At 40.8% G+C, this 21,901-nt stretch carries 22 protein-coding genes and 1 pseudogene; 12 read left to right on the forward strand and 11 right to left on the reverse strand.

Features of this window, described 5'->3' with window-relative positions:
• Positions 1–216: 216 nt before the first annotated feature.
• Positions 217–666 carry a GNAT family N-acetyltransferase gene (locus FTU91_RS07160; protein ID WP_086196340.1) on the reverse strand — a complete coding sequence of 150 codons (450 nt, stop codon included), beginning with the start codon at positions 664–666 and terminating at the stop codon, positions 217–219.
• Positions 667–802: 136 nt separating this feature from the next.
• Here FTU91_RS07160 and FTU91_RS07165 point away from each other — a divergent pair, with 136 nt between their 5' ends.
• The 3 genes from FTU91_RS07165 to FTU91_RS07175 are packed head-to-tail and all read left to right on the forward strand — an operon-like array spanning position 803 to position 2,768.
• The gene (locus tag FTU91_RS07165; protein WP_180043323.1) at positions 803–1,807 is read left to right on the forward strand and encodes an adenosine kinase; all 1,005 of its coding nucleotides are present in this window, start codon (positions 803–805) and stop codon (positions 1,805–1,807) included.
• A gap of 14 nt (positions 1,808–1,821) precedes the next feature.
• Entirely contained in the window at positions 1,822–2,133 is a 312-nt protein-coding gene (locus tag FTU91_RS07170) for a Rieske (2Fe-2S) protein (RefSeq protein WP_171521995.1), read from the forward strand.
• 17 nt (positions 2,134–2,150) lie between these two features.
• A complete protein-coding gene (locus tag FTU91_RS07175; protein WP_180081609.1) occupies positions 2,151–2,768 on the forward strand; it encodes an OB-fold-containig protein in 618 nt (205 codons plus the stop codon).
• A 108-nt stretch (positions 2,769–2,876) separates the two neighbouring features.
• Here the strand turns inward: FTU91_RS07175 and FTU91_RS07180 are convergent, their stop codons facing one another.
• On the reverse strand, positions 2,877–3,347 hold the full coding sequence (locus tag FTU91_RS07180; protein ID WP_180043327.1) for a DUF6231 family protein: 471 nt from the start codon (positions 3,345–3,347) through the stop codon (positions 2,877–2,879).
• Between the two features lie 34 nt (positions 3,348–3,381).
• Here FTU91_RS07180 and FTU91_RS07185 point away from each other — a divergent pair, with 34 nt between their 5' ends.
• Complete coding sequence (locus tag FTU91_RS07185; protein ID WP_180043329.1) at positions 3,382–4,254, forward strand: DUF2797 domain-containing protein; 873 nt, start codon at positions 3,382–3,384, stop codon at positions 4,252–4,254.
• A 59-nt stretch (positions 4,255–4,313) separates the two neighbouring features.
• On the opposite strand, the gene FTU91_RS07190 is transcribed toward FTU91_RS07185, so the two are convergent.
• The 3 genes from FTU91_RS07190 to FTU91_RS07200 all read right to left on the reverse strand — a co-directional run bounded on the left by FTU91_RS07190 (position 4,314) and on the right by FTU91_RS07200 (position 7,213).
• Positions 4,314–6,182 (reverse strand): SurA N-terminal domain-containing protein, encoded by a 1,869-nt coding sequence (locus tag FTU91_RS07190; RefSeq protein ID WP_180043331.1) that lies wholly within the window; start codon positions 6,180–6,182, stop codon positions 4,314–4,316.
• A gap of 132 nt (positions 6,183–6,314) precedes the next feature.
• On the reverse strand, positions 6,315–6,587 hold the full coding sequence (locus FTU91_RS07195; RefSeq protein WP_004651791.1) for an HU family DNA-binding protein: 273 nt from the start codon (positions 6,585–6,587) through the stop codon (positions 6,315–6,317).
• 158 nt (positions 6,588–6,745) lie between these two features.
• Positions 6,746–7,213, reverse strand: coding sequence for a phasin family protein (locus FTU91_RS07200; protein ID WP_180043333.1), 468 nt, complete (start codon positions 7,211–7,213; stop codon positions 6,746–6,748).
• A gap of 190 nt (positions 7,214–7,403) precedes the next feature.
• On the opposite strand from FTU91_RS07200, the gene FTU91_RS07205 reads away from it, so the two are divergent.
• The 8 genes from FTU91_RS07205 (at position 7,404) to fdx (ending at position 13,590) form a co-directional block, all read left to right on the forward strand.
• Positions 7,404–8,051, forward strand: a complete 648-nt coding sequence (locus tag FTU91_RS07205) for a hypothetical protein (RefSeq protein WP_180043335.1) — start codon at positions 7,404–7,406, stop codon at positions 8,049–8,051.
• A gap of 111 nt (positions 8,052–8,162) precedes the next feature.
• A complete protein-coding gene (locus FTU91_RS07210) occupies positions 8,163–8,636 on the forward strand; it encodes an Rrf2 family transcriptional regulator (RefSeq protein ID WP_180043337.1) in 474 nt (157 codons plus the stop codon).
• Between the two features lies 1 nt (position 8,637).
• Entirely contained in the window at positions 8,638–9,855 is a 1,218-nt protein-coding gene (locus tag FTU91_RS07215; protein WP_086196348.1) for an IscS subfamily cysteine desulfurase, read from the forward strand.
• Between the two features lie 105 nt (positions 9,856–9,960).
• On the forward strand, positions 9,961–10,347 hold the full coding sequence (gene iscU / locus FTU91_RS07220) for a Fe-S cluster assembly scaffold IscU (RefSeq protein ID WP_180043338.1): 387 nt from the start codon (positions 9,961–9,963) through the stop codon (positions 10,345–10,347).
• A 38-nt stretch (positions 10,348–10,385) separates the two neighbouring features.
• On the forward strand, positions 10,386–10,706 hold the full coding sequence (iscA, locus tag FTU91_RS07225) for an iron-sulfur cluster assembly protein IscA (protein ID WP_180043340.1): 321 nt from the start codon (positions 10,386–10,388) through the stop codon (positions 10,704–10,706).
• A gap of 105 nt (positions 10,707–10,811) precedes the next feature.
• On the forward strand, positions 10,812–11,327 hold the full coding sequence (gene hscB, locus FTU91_RS07230) for a Fe-S protein assembly co-chaperone HscB (protein ID WP_086196350.1): 516 nt from the start codon (positions 10,812–10,814) through the stop codon (positions 11,325–11,327).
• A 48-nt stretch (positions 11,328–11,375) separates the two neighbouring features.
• Positions 11,376–13,238 (forward strand): Fe-S protein assembly chaperone HscA, encoded by a 1,863-nt coding sequence (hscA, locus tag FTU91_RS07235; RefSeq protein ID WP_180043343.1) that lies wholly within the window; start codon positions 11,376–11,378, stop codon positions 13,236–13,238.
• A 13-nt stretch (positions 13,239–13,251) separates the two neighbouring features.
• Complete coding sequence (gene fdx, locus FTU91_RS07240) at positions 13,252–13,590, forward strand: ISC system 2Fe-2S type ferredoxin (protein WP_086174266.1); 339 nt, start codon at positions 13,252–13,254, stop codon at positions 13,588–13,590.
• Between the two features lie 71 nt (positions 13,591–13,661).
• Here the strand turns inward: fdx and FTU91_RS07245 are convergent, their stop codons facing one another.
• The 6 genes and pseudogenes from FTU91_RS07245 to FTU91_RS07270 form a co-directional block, all read right to left on the reverse strand.
• Entirely contained in the window at positions 13,662–15,122 is a 1,461-nt protein-coding gene (locus FTU91_RS07245; RefSeq protein WP_180043345.1) for an adenylate/guanylate cyclase domain-containing protein, read from the reverse strand.
• 65 nt (positions 15,123–15,187) lie between these two features.
• The gene (locus FTU91_RS07250) at positions 15,188–15,622 is read right to left on the reverse strand and encodes an HIT domain-containing protein (RefSeq protein WP_086196353.1); all 435 of its coding nucleotides are present in this window, start codon (positions 15,620–15,622) and stop codon (positions 15,188–15,190) included.
• A gap of 233 nt (positions 15,623–15,855) precedes the next feature.
• On the reverse strand, positions 15,856–19,314 hold the full coding sequence (gene mfd, locus FTU91_RS07255; RefSeq protein WP_180081611.1) for a transcription-repair coupling factor: 3,459 nt from the start codon (positions 19,312–19,314) through the stop codon (positions 15,856–15,858).
• Between the two features lie 133 nt (positions 19,315–19,447).
• The gene (locus FTU91_RS07260) at positions 19,448–19,819 is read right to left on the reverse strand and encodes a hypothetical protein (protein WP_180043350.1); all 372 of its coding nucleotides are present in this window, start codon (positions 19,817–19,819) and stop codon (positions 19,448–19,450) included.
• 140 nt (positions 19,820–19,959) lie between these two features.
• Positions 19,960–21,408, reverse strand: a complete 1,449-nt coding sequence (gene aspA, locus FTU91_RS07265) for an aspartate ammonia-lyase (RefSeq protein ID WP_086196355.1) — start codon at positions 21,406–21,408, stop codon at positions 19,960–19,962.
• Between the two features lie 385 nt (positions 21,409–21,793).
• Positions 21,794–21,901: pseudogene (locus FTU91_RS07270) on the reverse strand (IS701 family transposase); the annotation flags it as partial.

Below are 21,901 nucleotides of genomic sequence, written 5' to 3' on the forward strand. Positions count from 1 at the left end.
TTTATCAAAAGTGAATTCAAGATGAGGGTCAGACAGGTATTCAAAAAATAGTGGAAAACAAAGCGATGAATGCAATAAATAAGGGATTGTGTTGAAATAATTTTTAATTATCAATTTAGACTGATATCTGAATAATGAATAGCATTTAAAAAATAACTTCATTATGACACCATCAAACCTACACGGACTTAACGGTGTCACAAGTGAAAATAAAAACTAGATCAAATATTTGAAATAACTATAGTTAGGATGATTTTCTACAAACACATAGTTTTGCTTTTGATAGAAATGCGCTGCATTTTTAGTATCTGTATTCAGGCACAATGCTGAAAAGTTGGCACGTGCCTCTTTTTCCAGCTGTTGTAACAGTTGCTTGCCCACACCATGCTTGCGGTATTTCGGTAATACATAAAAACGACGCACCCGCCCAATACGCGCATCAATTTCATTTTCATTCCACTGCTGGTTTAAACCGCCACAAGCCACAAGCTTGTCATCATCATAGCCCAACAGCAGAAATTCACCCGGTTGATCAAACCGGTTCTTGCCACTTTCGAACTCTTCAATCAATCGATCAACAAACTGAAATCCTTCTTTCTGTGCCTGCTTGGCTAATTCCTTGATTTGTTCAGGTAATTGCTCAGCTTTATCAATCGTGATATTCATCTAACCTTCCTTATTCTGTCCTATATAGTATTTTGAACGAATAAATTGACTCTATATTGAATTTTATTCATCAATCTACAGCAATCATGAGCATTGGTGTAAACTTAGCGTTTTAATTTAAATGTGAATGAAAGACATGACAACTGTTGATCTTTTTGCAATTGGTAATGCATTAATCGACCAAGAATTTAAAGTCTCTGACGATTTCCTGATTCAACAAAATTTGCAAAAAGGCACTATGCAGTTGACTGATGGTGAAACGCAAGCAAATTTATATAATAATTTAAAAGAAACGCAAGTATACAAAGGTCAAGCATCAGGTGGATCTGCTGCAAATACCACCGTTGCATTTAGTGCTTTAGGCAGCACAGCCTTTTATGCTTGCCGCGTGGGTAACGACGAACTTGGTCAGATTTACCTGAAAGGCTTAAATGATGCCGGCATTCAAACTGCAGAACAATCCGTCAGTGAAGGTGTGACCGGAACATGTATGGTTCTGGTGAGTCCGGATTCTGAACGTACCATGCAAACTTACCTTGGTATTACCGCTGAACTGAGTGAAGCACAAATCAATTTTGAACCCTTAAAAACTGCAAAATGGCTGTATATTGAAGGCTATTTATCCACTAGCGACACTGCAAGACAAGCGGTTAAACAAGCCCGTGAAATTGCAAAAGCACATGGGGTAAAAATTGCTTTGACCCTTTCTGATCCAGCAATGGTGCAATATGCACGTCAAGGGCTGGATGAACTTTTGGATGATGGTGTCGATTTATTGCTTTGTAATTATCATGAAGCTTTAATGTATACGGAAACTGATTCAATTGAAGCAGCTTTGGCTAAATTGCAATTAAAAAGCAAATACACTGTCATTACATTATCAGCTGAAGGTGCTTTGATTTCCGATTCTGAGCAAATCCTGAAAGTTCCCGGCCGCAAGGTAACCGCGGTAGATGCCAATGGCGCCGGTGATGCCTTTGCAGGTGCGTTTCTGTATGCACTCAATGCAGGTTTAAACCTTAAAGTGGCTGCTGAATTATCAATCTTGATTTCAAGTGAAGTGGTTTCACAATTTGGACCACGCCTGAGTGTAGAAAGTTATGCAGAATTATTAAATAACTTCCACAAGGAATGTGCATAATGATTAAAATTGCCATGATGGAAGAGATTCCTGAACGTGAAGCACGTTCATACGAAACGCCAAATGGTGACACGATTTTCATTACCCAGCGTGATGGTTCATTCTATGCCTATCAGAATCTCTGCCCTCACTTACAGGTCGAACTGGAATTTCTGGAAAACCAGTTTTTAGACCGTGATCAGGAATATATTGAATGCTCCACTCATGGAGCCCTGTTTCTGGTTGAAACCGGTGAATGTATTTCTGGTCCCTGCTTAGGGCAATCACTTGAAAAAGTAAAGATTAATGTGCATTCTGATGGTGGAATTTACCTGAAAGAAGAATAAAACTTATGGAATTTGCCATGCTAGAGTTTCTACAAAACTATAACTTAATCCCGTTTCATTTAAGTTTACTGGCTTTAATTTTACTCAGCATGGCAGAAACCATTGGCTATTACTTTAATATTCGTCCGACTGAGTTTCTAAAAACCCTTTATCCAAAGAAACTTACCGACTCCCCTCTACTCAATGTCAAATTCTCCAAAACACTGATTGTGGTGTTTTTACTGATGAACTTCAGTTTCGCAGGCTATTTTCTGCAACTTTGTGTATTTGCACAGCAGAAGGCATTCTTGCCTGCTTATTATCTGATGATCCCGGCACTGATCATTGCGGTGTTTTTCACTGTATTTATGATTCATTGTCTTGACCAGGTCATCAAGCCAACGCTTACTAAACAACAGGTCAGTCTGCTGGGACGTTTGGCGACCATTTCCAGTGGCAATGCACGTCCGGGATTTTCCGCACAAGCACGGGTACGAGACAGTTTTGGTCAATTACATTATGTCCAGGTCGAGCCTGAATTTGGCGAACTGGAATTCCAATCGCAGATTATTTTAATCCGTCTAAAGAAGTCCCACTATATTGCTAAAAAAATTTCCAAATCCAATAATTTATTTAACATGGAAAATTCACAATAATCTTGGCTTACCCTAGCGTCAAATTGGACATTAAATCATTAGAATTCGCTCATAGCGACTAACTCTCTCCTCCTGCTGTTAAGATTTGCAAGAATCAAAGTCCATACATTACCAGCGAAATTTATTCCAGTTTTCAGGATTTGCCCAGAATTTGGAGTTAAACCAGTCAGGCACATGCTTATACGTTAAAATATTGAATTGCCACAATGCAAAATCACTGTCATGACGGGTTTTATCAATGAGCTGGGTAAAGCCCAAAGCGCGCAATAATTTTTCATCTTGCAACCGGCTCACCACAACAATTCGTTTTGCCATCAGGTCTCGCAATCTCACTAACAGCTGAGACTTCTGCACATCAGAAAGTACCGCCAGCTCTTGTGAATCCATCACTACAAAACCCAGATCATATCGCCGGGTAAAAGGCAGATTTAAAAACTCAGTTACGTTAAAATAGTGCCATTGAATTGATTGATTATTGTCGTATTGCGCAAGATTTTGACCAATACATAATGCAGTTTGGATAGGCTGTTCGTTGGATAAATCGTCTAGCATTGAAGTGATGACATTTTGTTCAGCCATAACTGCATCCTTATTATTGAAGAGAGTATTTTGTATGGAACTACAAGGCATTTGCCATAAAATGCATGCAGGTCTTAAGGACCTTAGTGTAACTGATCAACATACACACAAGGCAAATGTTGAATATAAATTTATTCTAGATCGTTCAGAAGTTGATCTACCATTCAATTTAGGCCAAGAAATTGAGATTGAATGGACCGGTAATATCTATTGTGTATCTTGTGGTAGCAAAACCAGCAAATCCTTTTCGCAGGGTCATTGCTTTAAATGTTTCAAAACCAAAGCGTCTTGTGACATGTGTATTATGAAACCGGAAACCTGTCATTATCACCTCGGGACTTGCCGTGAAGACAGCTTTGCCAAAGAGGTCTGTTTCCAGCCCCATATTGTTTATCTGGCCAATTCAAGCGCATTAAAAGTCGGCATTACCCGTCTTGGACAAATGCCAACACGCTGGCTGGATCAGGGGGCAACACAGGCATTACCCATTATGAAAGTGGGTTCGCGCCGTCTCTCAGGCCAACTGGAAATTATGTTTGGAACACAGGTGGCGGACAAAACCGATTGGCGTAAACTGCTAAAAGGCGAAGCTGAACCGCTCAATTTAATTGAGGTACGTGAACAGCTACTGGAAGAATTTGCACCGAAAATTCAGACCATTCGTGATGAATTTAATCAGAACCTCGAGTTCAATGAAACGATTGAAGTCATGGAAGATGAGCTGCCACGCGAGTTTGTCTATCCAGTCGAGCAATATCCTGAAAAAATCAAGTCGCACAATCTGGATAAAACACCGATTATTCGTGGCAAATTACTGGGCATTAAAGGACAATATCTAATCTTGGATACCGGTGTCATTAATATCCGCAAATATTCAGGCTATGAACTAAAAATCCGTGCTGAATAACTTTAAATTCAGCCATAAAAAAACCTGCGTTCATGCAGGTTTTTTTATTTCACTTAAGATTACTTAATCTTCGCATGTGATTTTAGATATTGCGTGTAATCATCCAGTTCCTGCTGACCGCGAAGCTGCTGATACAGCTTGGACAATTCACCCAATTGTCCATTGGTTAATGCATTCGAAGTAGCCTTATTCACATTTGACACAGCCACTACCACCAATTCATTAGGCAATGCAGCTGTGGTGACCGACCACATTCCTGCTTTCGGTGTAGGAACACTGAATGCCGCACGTTCAATCTCACGTTTTAGACCTTGTGAACGCGTAAATACACCGGCACTTTCAAAAGCAATCTGACTTTGTGCCAAAGCGCTAGCAGCCGGTTGCGATTTAAAGTTATTCAATGCTGTCTGGATTTTCGCTTTAGCTGCATCAACTGCTTTTTGTTCAATCAGTTTGGCTTTTACACGTGGCGTTGCTTCAGCCAAAGTCTGTACTCCAGCTGCATGATAGTTACGCACTTTCACCCAAACGGTATTACCATTTGCCATTTGAATGCTGCTAGAAGCATTGCGATCACCATTTTTCACATCATCATTAAACAGCTTAACTTTGACATTGGCATCACTCAGTACAGGATGCTGTGTAGAGAGGGTCATACCTTTCACAGATTGAACTGTCACACCCTTAACTTCCTGAGCCACCACATCCAGCGCATCGCTACCTACAACCAACTCATTCAGGCTATTTACAGCATCTGAAAATGAATTCGCAGTTTTGTTCTTTTGCAACTCTGCTAACAGGCGTGGTTTTTCAGTTTCAAATGAAGGTAACTTCAAAGCGGCTGCTTCTGTTTCAATTAAATGATAACCATACTGGGTTTTAACCGGTGCTGAAACTTGGGCTGGTTTTAAAGAAGCAACAGTTAGATCGAATGCATCACCAAACACACCTTTGGCATAAGCTTCTACCACACCACCCTTGGTCTTCGATTCAGTATCATCTGAATACTGTGCCGCCGCTTGGGCAAAAGACATACCTGCTTTAATTTTCGCAGCGACTTCAGTGGCCAATTTTTTCGCTTCAGCATCTGAACGGGTATCTACGGTAATTAAAATATGTTTTACCAATGGCTGAGCATTTTTCTTTTGTGCATCAACAAATGCACTATAAGCTTGCTGCAATTCAGCATCTGTCACTTGAGTATTCGCTGGTGCAACATTGGCTGGTGTGAGCACAACATAATCAACGTCCACACTGGCTACCTGCTTAAATGCATTTTGATGCTTGTTGTAGTAAGCAGCAATATCTTGAGGTGTGACTTTGATATTTTTCTTGTATTCATCCAGTTTAATGCTGGCAAGATGCAAGGTGCGTTGTTCAGTTTGCAAATTGGCAATTTGTTGAATATCAAGCTTGCTCACCAATGCATAATCCATAAATGTTGACGTCACCATTTTTAAGGCATGGTCTTTACGCAAGTTTGCAATCAGAGCCTGACTGGTCATACCCACTGAACGTAAATAATTTGAATATAAGGCTTCAGAAAACTTACCGCTTTCCTGAAAGCTCGGTTGCTGGGCAATCATTTGTTCAATTTGTGCATCACTCAAAGAAATACCCAACTCTTCCGCTTGTTGTAATAATAAGGTACGAGCAACCAGACTCTCCATCGCCTTATTTTCGATAAAAGATTGATTCAGTAAAGTTTCGTCGCCATTGGCATAAGCCAGGTATTGTTCTTTAAATGTTTTGCTCAGCGATTCTAATTCTTTTTTAGAAATTTCTTGGCCATTGACCAATTTTGCCGTGTCTTCAGATTTTCCACCGCTAAAATATCCTTCAATACCTACAAGTGCTAAAGGGGTCAAAAACAAAATGAGCAAAGCTTTGCCCAACCAACCTTTAATAACTTTACGAAAAGATTCCATAAGTATTCCAATATTTTATTTGTGGGCGATTTTACCCGAAAACCTGCTTTGAATGAATGCGTTCAGACTGTAAATCGGCATTATTAATAAAAAACGCGCCATATAGGGCGCGTTGATAGGCTTTCAAAAAGATTAAGCTACAGAATCTTTTAAACCTTTACCTGCTTTAAAGCTTGGTACTTTGCTTGCTTTAATTTCTAAAGCTGCACCAGTTTGCGGGTTACGACCTGTACGTGCCGCACGTTCTTTAACGTTAAATGTACCAAAACCAACAAGTGTAACAGTATCACCAGATTTAAGTGCTTCAGTAATTGAAGCAATAGTTGCATCTAAGGCTTTACCTGCATCAGTCTTAGACAATCCCCCTTTCTCTGCAATTGCATCGATTAATTCTGATTTATTCATGAAGATTACGTCCTCTTAATATCGTTTATTTAAGGTCTAAGGATTCCATAACACCTTTATATCAATGCTTTGGGGCAAAACGCAATACTCTGAATAGGCTTTTCTAGAAAATAATTGCGAAAAAAATTGTTGAAAAATGCAGAAAAAGCCAAAAAGTTTCATTTTTTTAATATTTGTGCCTTGAGTATTTTATTTTCTTCAATAAGACAATCGACCTTATTATGTAATTGTAATATGAGACTTTCTAAATGTTGAATATCTTTTACCGTGACCAAACCAATTCTGTTTAAAGAATGGTTAACACTATGGTCGAGCAATTTTTCAACCTTATCTTTGGTATCATTGACCGATTCTTTGGCTTTTTCCGAGACTTTTTCTACGGTTTGATCGGCAATTTCAGTGGTCTTAGATTCCAGCTCCTCCCCCACCTTGACTAAAGAGTCAAAGAGTTTGTTTCCTTCCTCTTCTGCACGTGAAAAAGCACCCAAACCCGCAAGCCATATTTGTTGAGTATATTTACGAAAATCCAGACCCGACTTACGGCCTGAACGTAATTTATTCTTTGTTTTATCAGGATTTTCATTTTTTAGTTGATCAATCTCTTGATCTGTTTTTGATTTATGCATACCTGCCATCTCCTAGCCTACTTTCTATACAACTTAAATATAATTACTCAAAAAATACAGCTATAATAGCAAATTAAATACTTGATCGATTTGCTAAACTGTTCTACAAAGCAAGATTAATATATTTGTTATAAGTCCTGAAATACATTTTCGAGCATGGGATGCTCCTTTCAGGTAAGGATTAAGTTTTATGAGTGAATCGCAACAAGGTCAGAATCAACCGCATTTGTTGCTCACAATGACCATGATTGTCTTAGAAACAATCTTTACCTTCATCTTAAAACATGATCGGGTCGTTGGCTTGCAGGCTAAAAAATTTATAGACCAAAAAATCACCATTAAAATTAACAGCTATTTGCCTTATTTCGATTTTTATGTTGTTTTCACTGAACAAGGCATACTCTTTGACAGCAAAGCTCCCGAGAAAGTAGTCGATCTGGATATCCGCACTACCCTCATGGATTTAATTAAAGTATTTGTCTTTGCCAATCGCCGCAGTATAAAAAAAATGCGTATTGATGGTGACAGCACCTTAAAAGATGAGTTTCGAGATTTAAGCTTGCTGTTCAGCTTTCCAAAAGTTTTATCCGACTGGAAACAGTGGCTCAGCCAACCCGCTGATGGACAGGAAGTTATTTCTTCCAAAAAGCGTATTGCTCCCCTATTAGAAAAAATTGACCAGCAACGTTCAAAGATCAATACCTTAGAGGTAGAAGTCAAACAATATAAGAATCGCATTCGACGTATGCAACAAAAACAAAAAAGAGTGAATGTCACTTTTAGTCTAATTATCGTGCTATTAGTAGCGTTATTAGTATATAATTACTGGATTGTTTAAACATATAATTTTCCTATAAAACAAAATAATTTAAAGACCAATAAAAAACTTGACTATTTTAGTCAGGATTCATAAAATCAACTCATCTAGTCTTAATATGTGTATCGAATCATGCGTCTTACTACTCGCGGTCGTTACGCAGTGACTGCTCTACTTGATTTAGCTTTGCAGCCAACTGAACAAACGATTACGCTTGCTGAAATTGCAGCTCGTCAAAGTATTTCTGTTGCTTATCTTGAGCAGTTATTTGCGAAATTAAAGCGCCACGGCTTAGTTTCTAGTGTTCGTGGGGCCAACGGTGGTTATCACCTGGCTCGTAGCGCTGAAGAAATCACAGTATTAGAAATTATTGAAGCTGTAAACGAAGCAGTTGATGCAACACGTTGTGATCATAAAGGTAACTGCCAGAATGGTGCAATGTGCTTGACTCATGATTTATGGCAAGAACTCTCCCACCACATTGCCGATTATTTAGCAAAAATCAGCCTTGCTGACCTGGTCGCACGAGACAACGTTCAAACCGTTTCCATTCGCCAAAATACAGCATCATTTGATTCAGCCCTTTTATCGGTTACAGGTATTTGACATGAAACGTCCGATTTATCTTGATTATGCAGCAACCACTCCTGTAGACCCTCAAGTTGCAGAACGCATGATGGAGTGCTTAACTTTCGACGGTACTTTCGGTAATGCTGCATCTCGTTCTCATGCTTACGGTTGGCAGGCTGAAGAAAAAGTAGAATATGCACGTGAACAAGTTGCGAACTTGGTCAAAGCAGATCCACGCGAGATTGTTTGGACTTCAGGTGCCACAGAATCTGATAACCTGGCACTCAAAGGTGTGGCTCAGTTTTACGCGTCTAAAGGCAAACACATCATCACCAGTAAAATTGAACACAAAGCAATTTTAGATACTTGCCGTGAATTAGAAGAAGAAGGTTTTGAAATCACCTATCTTGAGCCACAACCACAAACAGGTTTAATTACGCCTGAGATGGTTGAAGCAGCTATTCGTCCAGATACCATTCTTGTTTCCCTGATGATGGTCAACAACGAAATTGGTACCATCACTGACATTGCAGCTATCGGTGAAATTACCCGTGCCAAGAAAATTTTCTTCCACGTTGATGCGGCTCAAGCTGCAGGTAAAGTAGAGATTGATCTTTCAACTTTAAAAGTTGATTTAATGAGTTTCTCTGCTCACAAAATTTATGGCCCTAAAGGTATCGGTGCGTTATTCGTTCGTCGGTCACCACGTGTACGCCTTAAAGCGCAAATGCATGGTGGCGGTCATGAACGAGGTATGCGCTCAGGTACACTTGCAACCCACCAAATCGTAGGTATGGGTGAAGCATTTGAACTTGCAGGCAAAAATCTGGAAGCTGAACAAGCCCGTTTACGTATCCTCCGTGATAAATTATGGAACGGTTTACAAGGTCTGGAACAAGTATTCTTAAACGGTCATCCTACTTACAACGTTGCAAACTATCTGAATGTCAGCTTTAACTTTGTTGAAGGCGAATCATTGATGATGGCATTGAAAGATGCAGCTGTATCTTCTGGTTCAGCATGTACTTCTGCAACACTTGAGCCATCTTACGTACTTCGTGCGCTCGGTCTTTCTGACGAACTTGCTCACAGTTCAATCCGTTTCAGCTTCGGTAAATATACCACTGAAGAGGATATCGATCACGTTCTTGAAATCACTAAAGCTGCTGTTGAGAAATTACGTGAACTTTCTCCGCTTTGGGATATGTATAAAGAAGGTATCGACCTTTCCACTGTTGAATGGGCTGAACACTGATTCATGACATGGAGATAGCTTTAAAATTTAAAGCTATCTCATTGATAAACGTAATTTCATCCCCATATTAATCTTAAGGCTGACCCCGAGGTTTGGAGAAGCATCATGGCTTATAGCGAAAAAGTAATTGATCATTACGAAAACCCTCGTAATGTTGGCGTTTTAGACAAAAATGCTGAAAATGTTGGTACAGGTATGGTAGGTGCACCGGCTTGTGGTGATGTCATGCGTCTTCAGATTCAGGTGAATGATGACGGTGTGATTGAAGAAGCACGCTTTAAAACTTATGGTTGTGGTTCTGCGATTGCATCTAGCTCGCTTGTGACTGAATGGCTAAAAGGTAAAACTCTGGACGAAGCTCAGGCGATCAAAAATATTGATATTGCTAACGAGCTTGCTTTACCTCCAGTAAAAGTACACTGTTCTGTACTGGCTGAAGACGCGATTAAAGCTGCTGTTGAAGACTATCGCAGCAAAAAAACAAAAGCTTAAGTGTTTCGAGTTTTTGATCAAAGATTAACGGAGTTTTCATGATCCATTTAACTGAAAATGCTGCAACTCATATCAGCAATTACCTAAAGAATCGCGGTAAGGGTGAAGGCATTCGCGTTGGGGTGAAAACTTCAGGCTGTTCTGGTTTGGCTTATGTACTCGAATTCGTCGATGAAATCGATACCCATGACCAGATGTTCGAGCAGTTTGGTGTTAAAGTTTTTGTTGACCCGAAAAGCCTGGTTTATCTTGAAGGTATGGAGATGGACTACGTGAAAAACGGTCTCAATGAAGGCTTCGAATTTAACAACCCGAATAAAAAAGGCGAATGTGGCTGTGGTGAATCTTTCACCGTTTAACCACACCACTCCCTCTCTTTTTGTGATTAAAACAGTGTAAAATGCACTGTTTTAATTGCATTTACAGCAGTCACTTTTGCATATCTATCGCGGATCCAATCTCCCATGAATCATTTTGAGCTGTTCAACCTCCCTGTAGCACTCGATATTGATTTGGCAGCATTAAAAAATGAATTTTTAAAGTTGCAGCAACAATATCATCCTGATAAAGCCGAAGACAAAGATCAGGCCCTGATTAAATCAAGCGAGATCAACCAAGCATTTAAGGCTTTATCCAATGTTGATAGCCGCGCTGCTTATCTCTTGAGTCTTAAAAAACAAGATTATCATCTGGATCAATCGATTGGGGATTTCGAGTTTTTACAGTCTGCACTGGAAATTCGTGAACAGCTGGATGAAGCTGCATCAGCTGACGAACTGACTTCATTAAAGCATGAAGTTCAGCAATGGATTGACGGTTTGGTCCGTGAATTCAAAATCGACTATGAAGATGAAGACTGGGGCGAAGCTCGCGATACCGTTCGTAAATTGCGTTTCTTTGTTAAAGTCATGGCTGACATCGACAAGGCTGAAGATCGTTTTCTGGATGATGACAGCTTTGATTTAGATGATGATTTTTAATTCGCTTTAATTTTATTTTTTAATTTTTAGTTCTAAGGATGTAACACAATGGCTCTCTTGCAAATTGCAGAACCCGGTCAATCAAGTGCACCGCATGAACACCGCATTGCAATTGGTATCGACTTGGGTACTACGCATTCATTGGTTGCCACAGTACTTTCCGGTAAAGCTAAAGTTCTGAACGACGAACAAGGCCGAGTGTTACTTCCCTCTATTGTTCACTACAGCCATAACACCACCCATTATGGTGATGAAGCCAAGCCGTTTACTACTACAGATCCTAAAAACACCATTGTCTCCGTGAAACGTTTTATGGGACGCTCGAAAACAGACATCAAATTCCAGCACCCTTACACTTTGGTGGGTGAAGACAATCAGATGCCTGCTTTTGAAACTGCACAAGGCCGTAAAACTCCTGTCGAGATTTCTGCAGAAATTCTAAAACAGCTGAAAGACCGTGCTGAAGACAGTTTAAAAAATGAAGTGAATGGTGCGGTAATCACTGTTCCAGCCTATTTTGATGAGGCACAACGTCAGGCAACACGTGATGCTGCCCAACTGGCCGGTTTAAATGTTTTACGTCTACTGAATGAGCCTACTGCTGCGGCTGTGGCTTATGGCCTAGACCAGGAAACCAATCTCGCTCACGATCAAAATTATGTGATTTATGACCTGGGTGGCGGTACTTTTGACGTATCTATCCTGCGTTTTTCCCAAGGTGTATTCGAAGTTTTAGCGACTGGCGGACATACTGCTTTAGGTGGTGATGACCTGGATCGCCTAATTGTGAAATGGGCTAAAAAACAACTGAATATTGAAACCTTAGATGATGCCGAATATGCACATTTTATTGTTTCTGCACGTAAAGCAAAAGAAGCCTTGTCAGATGCCGAGTCAGTTGAACTGAAAGTTTTAGATCAGGCTCTGACTTTAGACCGTGCTACATTTGAAGACATCATTAAAGTTGCTTTAGACAAAACCATCAGCGTATGTAAACGCGTGATGCGTGATGCCAAACTTGAACTGGATGACATTAAAAATGTCGTGCTTGTAGGTGGTTCTACTCGCTCTTATGCGGTGCAAAAGGCTGTTCGTGAAGTCTTCAATCAGGAACCGCTATGCACCATCAACCCGGACGAGGTGGTCGCAATTGGTGCCTCTATTACAGCGAATCAGCTCATTGGCAACTCCAAAGATGGTTCATTGTTATTAGACGTTACCCCTTTATCACTCGGTCTGGAAACCATGGGTGGTCTGGTGGAGCGTTTAATCTCACGCAATACGGCCATTCCTGTGGCGCGTCGTCAGGAATTCACTACTTATCAGGATGGCCAGACTGCCATGTTGATTCATGTGGTACAAGGTGAACGTGATCTGGTGGAACACTGCCGTAGTTTGGGTCGCTTTGTCTTGCATGGCATTCCGCCAATGACTGCCGGTCAGGCACGTATTGAAGTCACTTTTCAGGTTGATGCCGATGGCCTGTTAACTGTTGCTGCCAAGGAAACCACGTCTGGTGTACATGCTCAAATCGACATTAAACCTTCTTATGGTTTATCTGATGCCGATACCGAACGCTTACTGATTGATGGCTTCAAATATGCGGAAGAAGATAAACATCTTCGTCATTTGCAAGAAACCAAGGTTGAAGCAAAACGTGAGCTGGAAGCACTGGAACAAGCCCTAAAAGTGGATGCCCAGCTATTAACTGCTGAACAGTTAGTATCGTTAAATCAAGCCAAAGCTCAACTTGAGGCTCAACTCGAAACCACCGATATTAAAGCGATTGAACAAGCTGTAGAACAGCTTAAAATACACAGTGATGCTTTTGCTGCTGCACGCATGAACCAACATATTGATGCAGCTTTGAAAGGCACTAAACTTGATGACTGGTCAAACTCGGACCAATAAACAGGAAAAAATTATGCCACGTATTAAAGTTCTTCCACATGCGCAAATTTGCCCTAATGGTGCCGAGTTCGAAGTTGAACAGGATGCCAACCTGTGCGAAAGCCTGTTAAAAAATGGTATCAAGATTGAACATGCATGTGATATGTCTTGTGCTTGTACCACCTGTCATGTCGTAGTTCGCAAAGGTTTTGACAGCCTCGAAGAAATGACAGATGTAGAAGCAGATTTACTAGATCGTGCCTGGGGTCTGGAACCGGATTCACGCCTTTCATGCCAAGTGAAAATTGTCGATGAAGATTTGGAAGTCGAAATTCCCAAATATACCATCAATCACGCCTCAGAAAATCATTAAGATTTTCGCTCATAAAAAACCACGCAATCGCGTGGTTTTTTTATCTGTAAACATCATCTCAATCATGATTTTTAGTGGTATTGCTCGTCCTTCTCATCTTCAATCACATCTTCCAGATTGAGTCGAACAATACCTTCTGAGTTGGTCAATTTTTGCTGTTTTTGAATCCGCTTAATCATCTTTTCCAAAACTTGGATCAACTCTGGATATTCATAATTTTGAACCTCATCCAGATTCAGCAACAAATGGAAACCCTTGTACTCATAATCAAACCAGCGCTGATAATCCAATTTACGCGAGGTATATTTTTCCATAACTTGCCAGGTCTTTACCGGACCGTGAATCCCTTTAAGCGTAATAGGTTTTTTCGGCGCACATAAATAGTCATTTTTAATTAAATTATAGGTTTCATCTGAAATCAGGATTTCATCGACTGCTGCTGCACTTTGCAGCCGTGCTGCCAGATTGGCATCACGTCCAACAATGGTATATGCCATACGATGTGCTGCGCCATAGTTCCCTACGTGACAATAACCAGTACTAATCCCCATACGGATATGCAAAGCCGGATAGCCCATCTTGATCCAGCGTTCACGCAGCAGTTTCATTTGTTGACGCATATCAATTGCCATGTCTAGACAAGTTTTGGCATCTTGCTCCACCCCTTGCGAGATTGGATCACCAAAGAAAATCAGGATCGCATCACCCATAAACTTGTCGACAGTCGCTTCATACTGCTTGGCAATTTCAGTCATATGACTTAAATAGTCATTGAGCAGGAATGCCAAATCATCTGGAATAAGCGTTTCTGAAAGTTCGGTAAAACCTTGAATATCTGAAAAGAAAATGGTCATTTTCTTACGTTTGTATTCAATTTTGGCTTCCGACTCACCTTTCATGATCGATTGCCACAACTGCACAGGTGCATATCGGCTCAGCTGATTTGCGAACTCCATATAACGATTCATTTGATCGTAATAATAGGTTCGACGATTACTGATATGTTGAATCTGGCTGCTTTGATAAAAACTACCCACACCAAAAAAAGTAATTAAACAGATAAAACCTAAAACGGTTAACTCACCAGTGGTTTGTTCAAAATACTCACCAAAACCAAAAATCAGAATATTACACAGATAAAAATTTGCGATTCCAATCAGGCTTGCCAATGACACAGCTAAAAAAGAAATCTTGTTGGTGATTGCGGTATATAAAATGACAAACAGTGAAATGAAAGTCAGAACCAGGTTTAAATGAATAGCAGATAAAATAACCGAAATAACAACTACATCGGTAATAAACAAGACACTGCGTTTTATATTGGAATTATAACGATACTGCAGCCAGGTCGATAATCTCGGCGTAATCAGAAAAATGAACAACAGGAAAAAAGGAATATAAATCTGGTATTGGGTGTCAGAAGCCGTGTAATGGTAGACAGTAACGAGTAAAGACAACATCATATATCCCATCAAACGATGGAAATATTCAAATTGTCTGGGTTCTTTTCTAATCCAGTCGTCTAATGACACTCAATCACTCCTGATTCGAGTCTTGACACCATAAATTCCATACTATGGCTTTCAATGGCTTGGAATTAATCCATACGCCAGTCAAATGGCATATCACCCTGACCACGCAATGCGAGCATCAAGGTTTGACGCATATGTGCAAGAACTTCATTGGTATAAGGAATAGCTGGAGTACCCCATACTGGTTTTGGCCAAGCCACGTCATTTTGATAGCGCACGACATGATGAAAATGCAATTGTGGAACCATATTCCCAAGAGCGGCCACATTCATTTTGTCTGCGCGGAATACGCGTGCAAGCTGACTCGATAACCAGCTCGATTCACGCAGGAACTGTTCCTGGTCAGCCTGACTTAATTCATATAATTCGCTCACGCCCGGCACGCGTGGAATTAATATGAGCCACGGAAATTGCATATCATTCATTAAACGACATGTTGACAGTGGAAAGTCGCCTACAAAAAAAGTATCTTGAGCAAGTTGTGGATGCAAACTAAACATATCTTTATAAATTATGCAAAATTAGAATGATGGCTAATACTATCACATCCAATGGGGCGTGAATATTCTATGCAATGTGTTTCATTACAAATAAACCACTATTTGCAATGAACGCATGAACATTCACGAATTTAATAAATTTCTTTAAAAAATCAAGCGCTTCATCTCACGATTTTTTAAAATCTGCACAAATTGCAAAGCGAGTGCATAAATCTTATGCACTCCCTGTCAAATCAATGAATTTCTTTCAATAAACTGTCCAATAAATCGATAATAAATTGGATACGTTTTTGATAATCTTCCAGCATGACCATGACTTTCAGGCGTTGCCCGCCATCCATGCGGAAAAAGGTCGGATGTTTTTGCATCATTTGAATAATACTGATGGCCTGTACTGGTGTTTCTGGTGAAAATTCAATATGACCACCGTTAGCACTGATATCAATTTTGGTAATGCCCAGCTGCTCAGCTTTCAAACGAATCTGATGCACAGCAAATAACTGCTTCACTGGCTGCGGTGGCACACCAAACCGGTCAATCAGCTCCATGCGGATATTATCGAGTTTTTCCTGGGTATCGGTATTACTGATGCGTTTATAGAACAATAGGCGCTGATGCACATCTCCCAGATATTCATCTGGAATCAAGGCTGGCATATGTAGATTGATTTCCGCAATCAGGGACAATGGTGCATCGAAATTCGGGGTTTTGCCTTTTTGGATGGCTTTGGTGGCCTTTTCCAGCATTTCCATATACAGGCTATAACCAATCGCTTGCATGGAGCCACTTTGTTGCTCACCTAAAAGCTCGCCAGCTCCACGAATTTCCAGATCTTCCGTCGCCAGCATGAAACCGGCCCCTAAATTCGATGCGCGCTGAATCGCATCCAGACGTTTCTCTGCATCTCCCTTTAACCCCTTGATTGAAGGTACCAGCAAGTAGGCATAAGCTTGATGGTGTGAACGTCCGACACGGCCCCGTAATTGGTGCAACTGGGCAAGTCCCAGCTTATCAGCGCGTTCAATTAAAATGGTATTAGCATTGGGAACGTCAATCCCGGTTTCAATAATGGTTGAACAGACCAGCACATTGTATTCTTTATGATAGAACTGCTGCATCACCTGCTCCAGTTCACGTTCCCGCATTTGGCCATGAGCAACCGCCACCCGGGCCTCAGGCACCAGTTCACGAATATTTTCAGCAGTGCGCTCAATGGTATCCACTTCATTATGCAGGAAATATACCTGTCCACCGCGCAGCAATTCACGCAGAATGGCTTCTTTAACCGACTCACTGGTCTGTTCCTGTACAAAGGTTTTCACAGCCAGACGACGTGCAGGCGGTGTAGCGATAATCGAAAGGTCGCGCATCCCGCTAAAGGCCATATTTAAAGTTCGTGGAATTGGCGTCGCGGTGAGAGTCAGCATATCGACATCTGCACGCATGGCTTTAATACGTTCTTTATCACGTACCCCAAAACGATGCTCTTCATCGACAATCATCAGGCCCAGATTTTTAAACTGGATATTCTGCTGCAAAATTTTATGCGTACCAATCACAATATCGACTTTACCATCAGCCAGGTCTTCAATGGTTTTACTATGGGATTTGCTTGAACCAAACCGTGACAGCACTTCAATACGGATCGGCCAGTCGGCAAAACGGTCTTTAAACGATTCATAATGCTGCTGTGCCAGCAAGGTGGTGGGAACCAAAACAGCCACCTGCTTGTTGTTTTGTACCGCAACAAATGCTGCCCGCATCGCCACTTCAGTTTTACCAAAACCAACATCGCCACATACCAGACGATCCATCGGTTTGGCCAGCTGCATGTCGTGCAAAGTTGCTTCAATGGCATTGGCCTGATCCAAGGTTTCTTCATAGGCAAAGCCGCTGGCAAACTGCATATATGGACTTTGTTCCAGTTCAAAGCTAAAACCGGGTTTAGAGTGACGGCGTGCCTGAATATGCAGCAGTTCAGCAGCAACATCATGGATTTGCTCCAGCGCTTTACGTTTTGCCTTGCTCCAGGCATCAGTTCCCAGTTTATGCAAGGGGGCCAAATCCGGATCGCCGCCGCTATAACGGCTGATTAAATGCAGATTGGTGACCGGAACATAGACCTTGGCAGCATCAGCATAATCCAGCTGTAAAAATTCATGTTCCTGGTCGTCAATACTTAAAGTGACTAGGCCAGCATAACGTCCCACACCATGATCGATATGCACCACAGGTGCACCAATACTCAGTTCAGTTAAACTGCGAATCAGGAATTCTTCGGATACTTCTTGCTGACGCTTGCGGCGGCGCTGCACCACCCGATGTTCATAGAGCTGGTTTTCCGAGATGATGGTAAGCTGATCAGGAATGACCAGACCCCGATCCAACGGTGCACTGGTAATGGCTATAGCATGTAAAGAGCTTCTGAATTGTGCATAATTTTCAACATTGGGAATGTCTCCCAGCGCTGGACGCAAGGCATCCTTGAGTGTTTCACGACGGCCAGCACTTTCAGCCACCAGCAGGACTGGATGATTGGCAGCATCAATATATTTTTTAACCGCAGAAAACGGTTTTTCCTGTTTTGGATCTACTGGTAAGCGCGGTGGAATTTCCGTATTGAAATTAATCACACCGCTTTTTTCAGCGAATGTTTCTGTTGAGGCAATAATTCTGGCAAACTGATTCAGCTGTTCCAGCACCTGATTCGGCTGCAAAAAGATGTCTTCCGGCGGCAAAATAGGCTGCTCGACATTATGACGGCGGTCTTCATAACGATGCAGCACATCTTTCCAGAAACTGGTTAACCCTTCCTCCAGATGCTTATCTGTAATGACAATGCCATTCTTAGGTAAGTACGCCATGAGGGTACTTTGCGTTTGCATCGCCTCTTTACTAAAGAATAAGGGAAAATAAAACTCCAGTCCTGGTGAGGCAATACCTTCTAATGCATCTTGATAGATTGGATTTTTCTTCGGATTTGCTGTGGGAAATTTTTCCGCATAACGGTCACGGAAAGTGGCGCGTCCTTCTTTAAGCGGAAACTCCTTGGCAGGTAATACAGAAAACTGTTGTAGCGTTTGGGTTGTTCTTTGAGTTTCAGGATCAAAAAACTTTAAGCTTTCAATTTCATCATCAAACAGATCAATACGAATGGGTGCACTTTGACCGGACGCGTAAATATCCATAATGCTGCCACGCACAGCAAATTCACCATGATCATAAACGGTATCGACCAGATGATAACCGGCCTGAATCAGACGCAGTTTTTGCTGTTCCAGTTCAAATTTCTGTCCCACTTGAATATCAAAATGTTCGCCCAATACCCATGAAGCCGGTGCAACACGCTGTGCCAAAGTTGATGCAGATAAAAGCAGCACGCCCTGCTTCGGCATATTGGATAAAATGGAAAGCCGCTCTGACATAATATCCTGATGGGGAGACAAACGGTCATAAGGCAAAATTTCCCAATCCGGGAAAATCGTCGGTTTAATCCCGTAAAATTCCAGTTCACTTTCCAACTGTCCCAAATGCTGATTATTTTTGGCCACCAAAATGAATAATTGCTTGCTTTGTGTGGCAATTTCTTTGAAGAGTAAAGCGGCAGATGAGCCTTGTAAATTACCGACCCAGCGTTTTTCGCCTGCTTTTAACTGTTGCAGATGGAGTTGAGAAATTTCTTGTTGGAACATGTATATAGCTTTTGGTCTAAATGACATGGACCGTATATTAACATGGGTTTTTTCTTGGTTGAGTTATTTTTATATACAGCAAATGATCGCATCTAAATCCTTTTAGATGCCGAGCACATAAGTCTTTGTCCAATTATTTTTCGCGCAGGAAATTACGATAGTAATCATTCAGTTTCTGAATGATCTGCTTGAACTGTAACAGGTTTTCTTCAGTATTACCCAAACGTGCAACAAAACGCTGACTGGCAATTTCCAGATCAATTTTTTCATTAATCAGAATGGCAGTAAAATATAGGGTTTTTAAATCATCAAAGTTGTTCAATTTGCGATTGGAAAAATAAGCCAAACGTTCAGACAGCTGATTGACCACGATTCCGTCCACAATATAGCCTTGTTCCGGATCAAACTGGATATTGTTTTCTTGAAGATACAGCTGTTCAGGAGAAGGTTTTGAACTTTTAAGCAGTCCTGAACCTGTAAATAGTCCAGCAAGTTTATTCAGCATGAGCATGGCATATAGAAAAAATCCCAGCTATTTTAACCCTGAGCTGCATTATCTTCATCCCTATTTTTTCATAAAAAAGATCGCTGTTTAAATTGCGATCTTTTTTATTCAGATCATGATTAAATTTTTGTAGCCAGCAATTAGCCAACCTGTGCCAAAGGTTCATGCTGTAAGCTTACTTCTGAAACCAGATTACTAAAAGCAAAAATTTCATCCAGCTGTGCTTGAGTCAGTAATTCCCTTTCCAAAACCACCTGCTGAATAGTTTTATTTTCAGCAATGCACTGTTTCCCAATTTCATCACATTTGGCATGTCCTAAAATCGGATCCAGCAAAGTGACAATGCCGACACTGCGCATTACAGCGTCATAACAGACCTGCTCATTGGCCTGAATACCTTGAATACATTTACGGTCAAGACTGACCACCGCCTGGGTGAGAAGTTCAATCGACTCATTAATTGCAACAGCAATCACCGGTTCCATGACATTGAGTTGTAATTGCCCGGCTTCTGCTGCCAGAGTCACGGTTAAATCGTTGCCAATGACCTTAAAGGCAATCTGGTTCACCACTTCAGGAATCACCGGATTGATTTTGGCCGGCATAATGGATGAACCCGCCTGTAATTCGGGTAAACGAATTTCCCCCAAACCTGCACGAGGCCCCGAACTTAATAGGCGCAAATCGTTACAGATTTTTGAAAGTTTCACCGCCAGACGTTTCAGGGTACTGGATAAAATAATAAATACCCCGCAATCGCTGGTAGCTTCGACATAGTCTTCTGCACCCACCAGATTCAAGCCGGTAATTTTGTTTAAGGATTGAATCGCTGCATGGGCATAACCTTGGGGTGTATTCACTCCTGTTCCAATAGCTGTGGCTCCCAGATTCACTTCCAGTAAAAGCTCACGGGTACGTTGAATCAGACGTATATCTTCCTTTAATAAGGTAGCAAATGCACGGAACTCTTGTCCCAAAGTCATCGGAACCGCATCTTGCAGCTGGGTACGTCCCATTTTTACCACAAATTGAAACTCTGTCGCCTTGATATATAAGCTATCAACTATTTTTTGAATCTGAAGCAACAAATTGTCCAGACTATAATAAGTCGCTAAACGTAAGGCTGTAGGATAGACATCATTGGTGGATTGCGATTTATTCACATGATCATTCGGATGAATGTGTTCATATTGCCCCTTATGAAAACCCAAATGCTCCAAGGCAATATTGGCCAACACTTCATTGGTGTTCATATTAATGGAAGTTCCTGCACCCCCCTGATAAATATCTAAAGGAAAAGCTTCACTCCATTGTTCAGGCGATTCGATTAAGGCATTACAGGCAAATTGTATAGCTTGGCTGACCTGTTCTGAAATTTTGCCAAATTCTAAATTGGCTTGGGCAGAGGCTTTTTTGACTTGTGCCAAAGCACGGATAAAGTGAAGCTGACTTCCCACCTTCTGATTAGAAATCTGGAAATTCTCCAGAGCCCTTACTGTATGAATGCCATAATAACACTCGGCGGGAACTTCTTTTGCTCCCAATAAATCACGCTCTATTCTTGTATTGTCGGGTTGAACTGTTGTCACTTTAAATATACTCACATGTATGCACTAGAATTGTGCAATTGAAAAAATATTAAGGCTTTACGCTATTTTAAATATTGTAAAAAGATATTTATTTGGCAATGCTCTTTAACCAAATACATGGACTCTGTAGCGAATGTAAGCATTTGTAACTATATTAGCACTTCCAATTTTCATCACTAAAAAATTAAGCGCAAAAATTTTTGAGCGTTATTTCTAATTCACAGTAGATAATTATTCGAACAAGATGAATGACATTAAGTTACACAATTATAAGTTATTTATTTTATTAAATTTTTATCAATTGTATCTAAAAATACATTCCGCTACATAACACGTGATTAAATCCCTTAGAAATGTTACAGAAGGTAATAGGACTTACGCAGTATTATTTATAGATTCTCTGTGGTAGCAGATGATTTTTATCGAGAATAAAGTCATCAATGAAGTTTTTGATCATTGGTCTAAATAATTTCTTCTGCCAACAATATACATT

Origin of the sequence: Acinetobacter sp. YH12201, assembly GCF_013418145.1 — a bacterium.
Lineage (GTDB): Bacteria > Pseudomonadota > Gammaproteobacteria > Pseudomonadales > Moraxellaceae > Acinetobacter.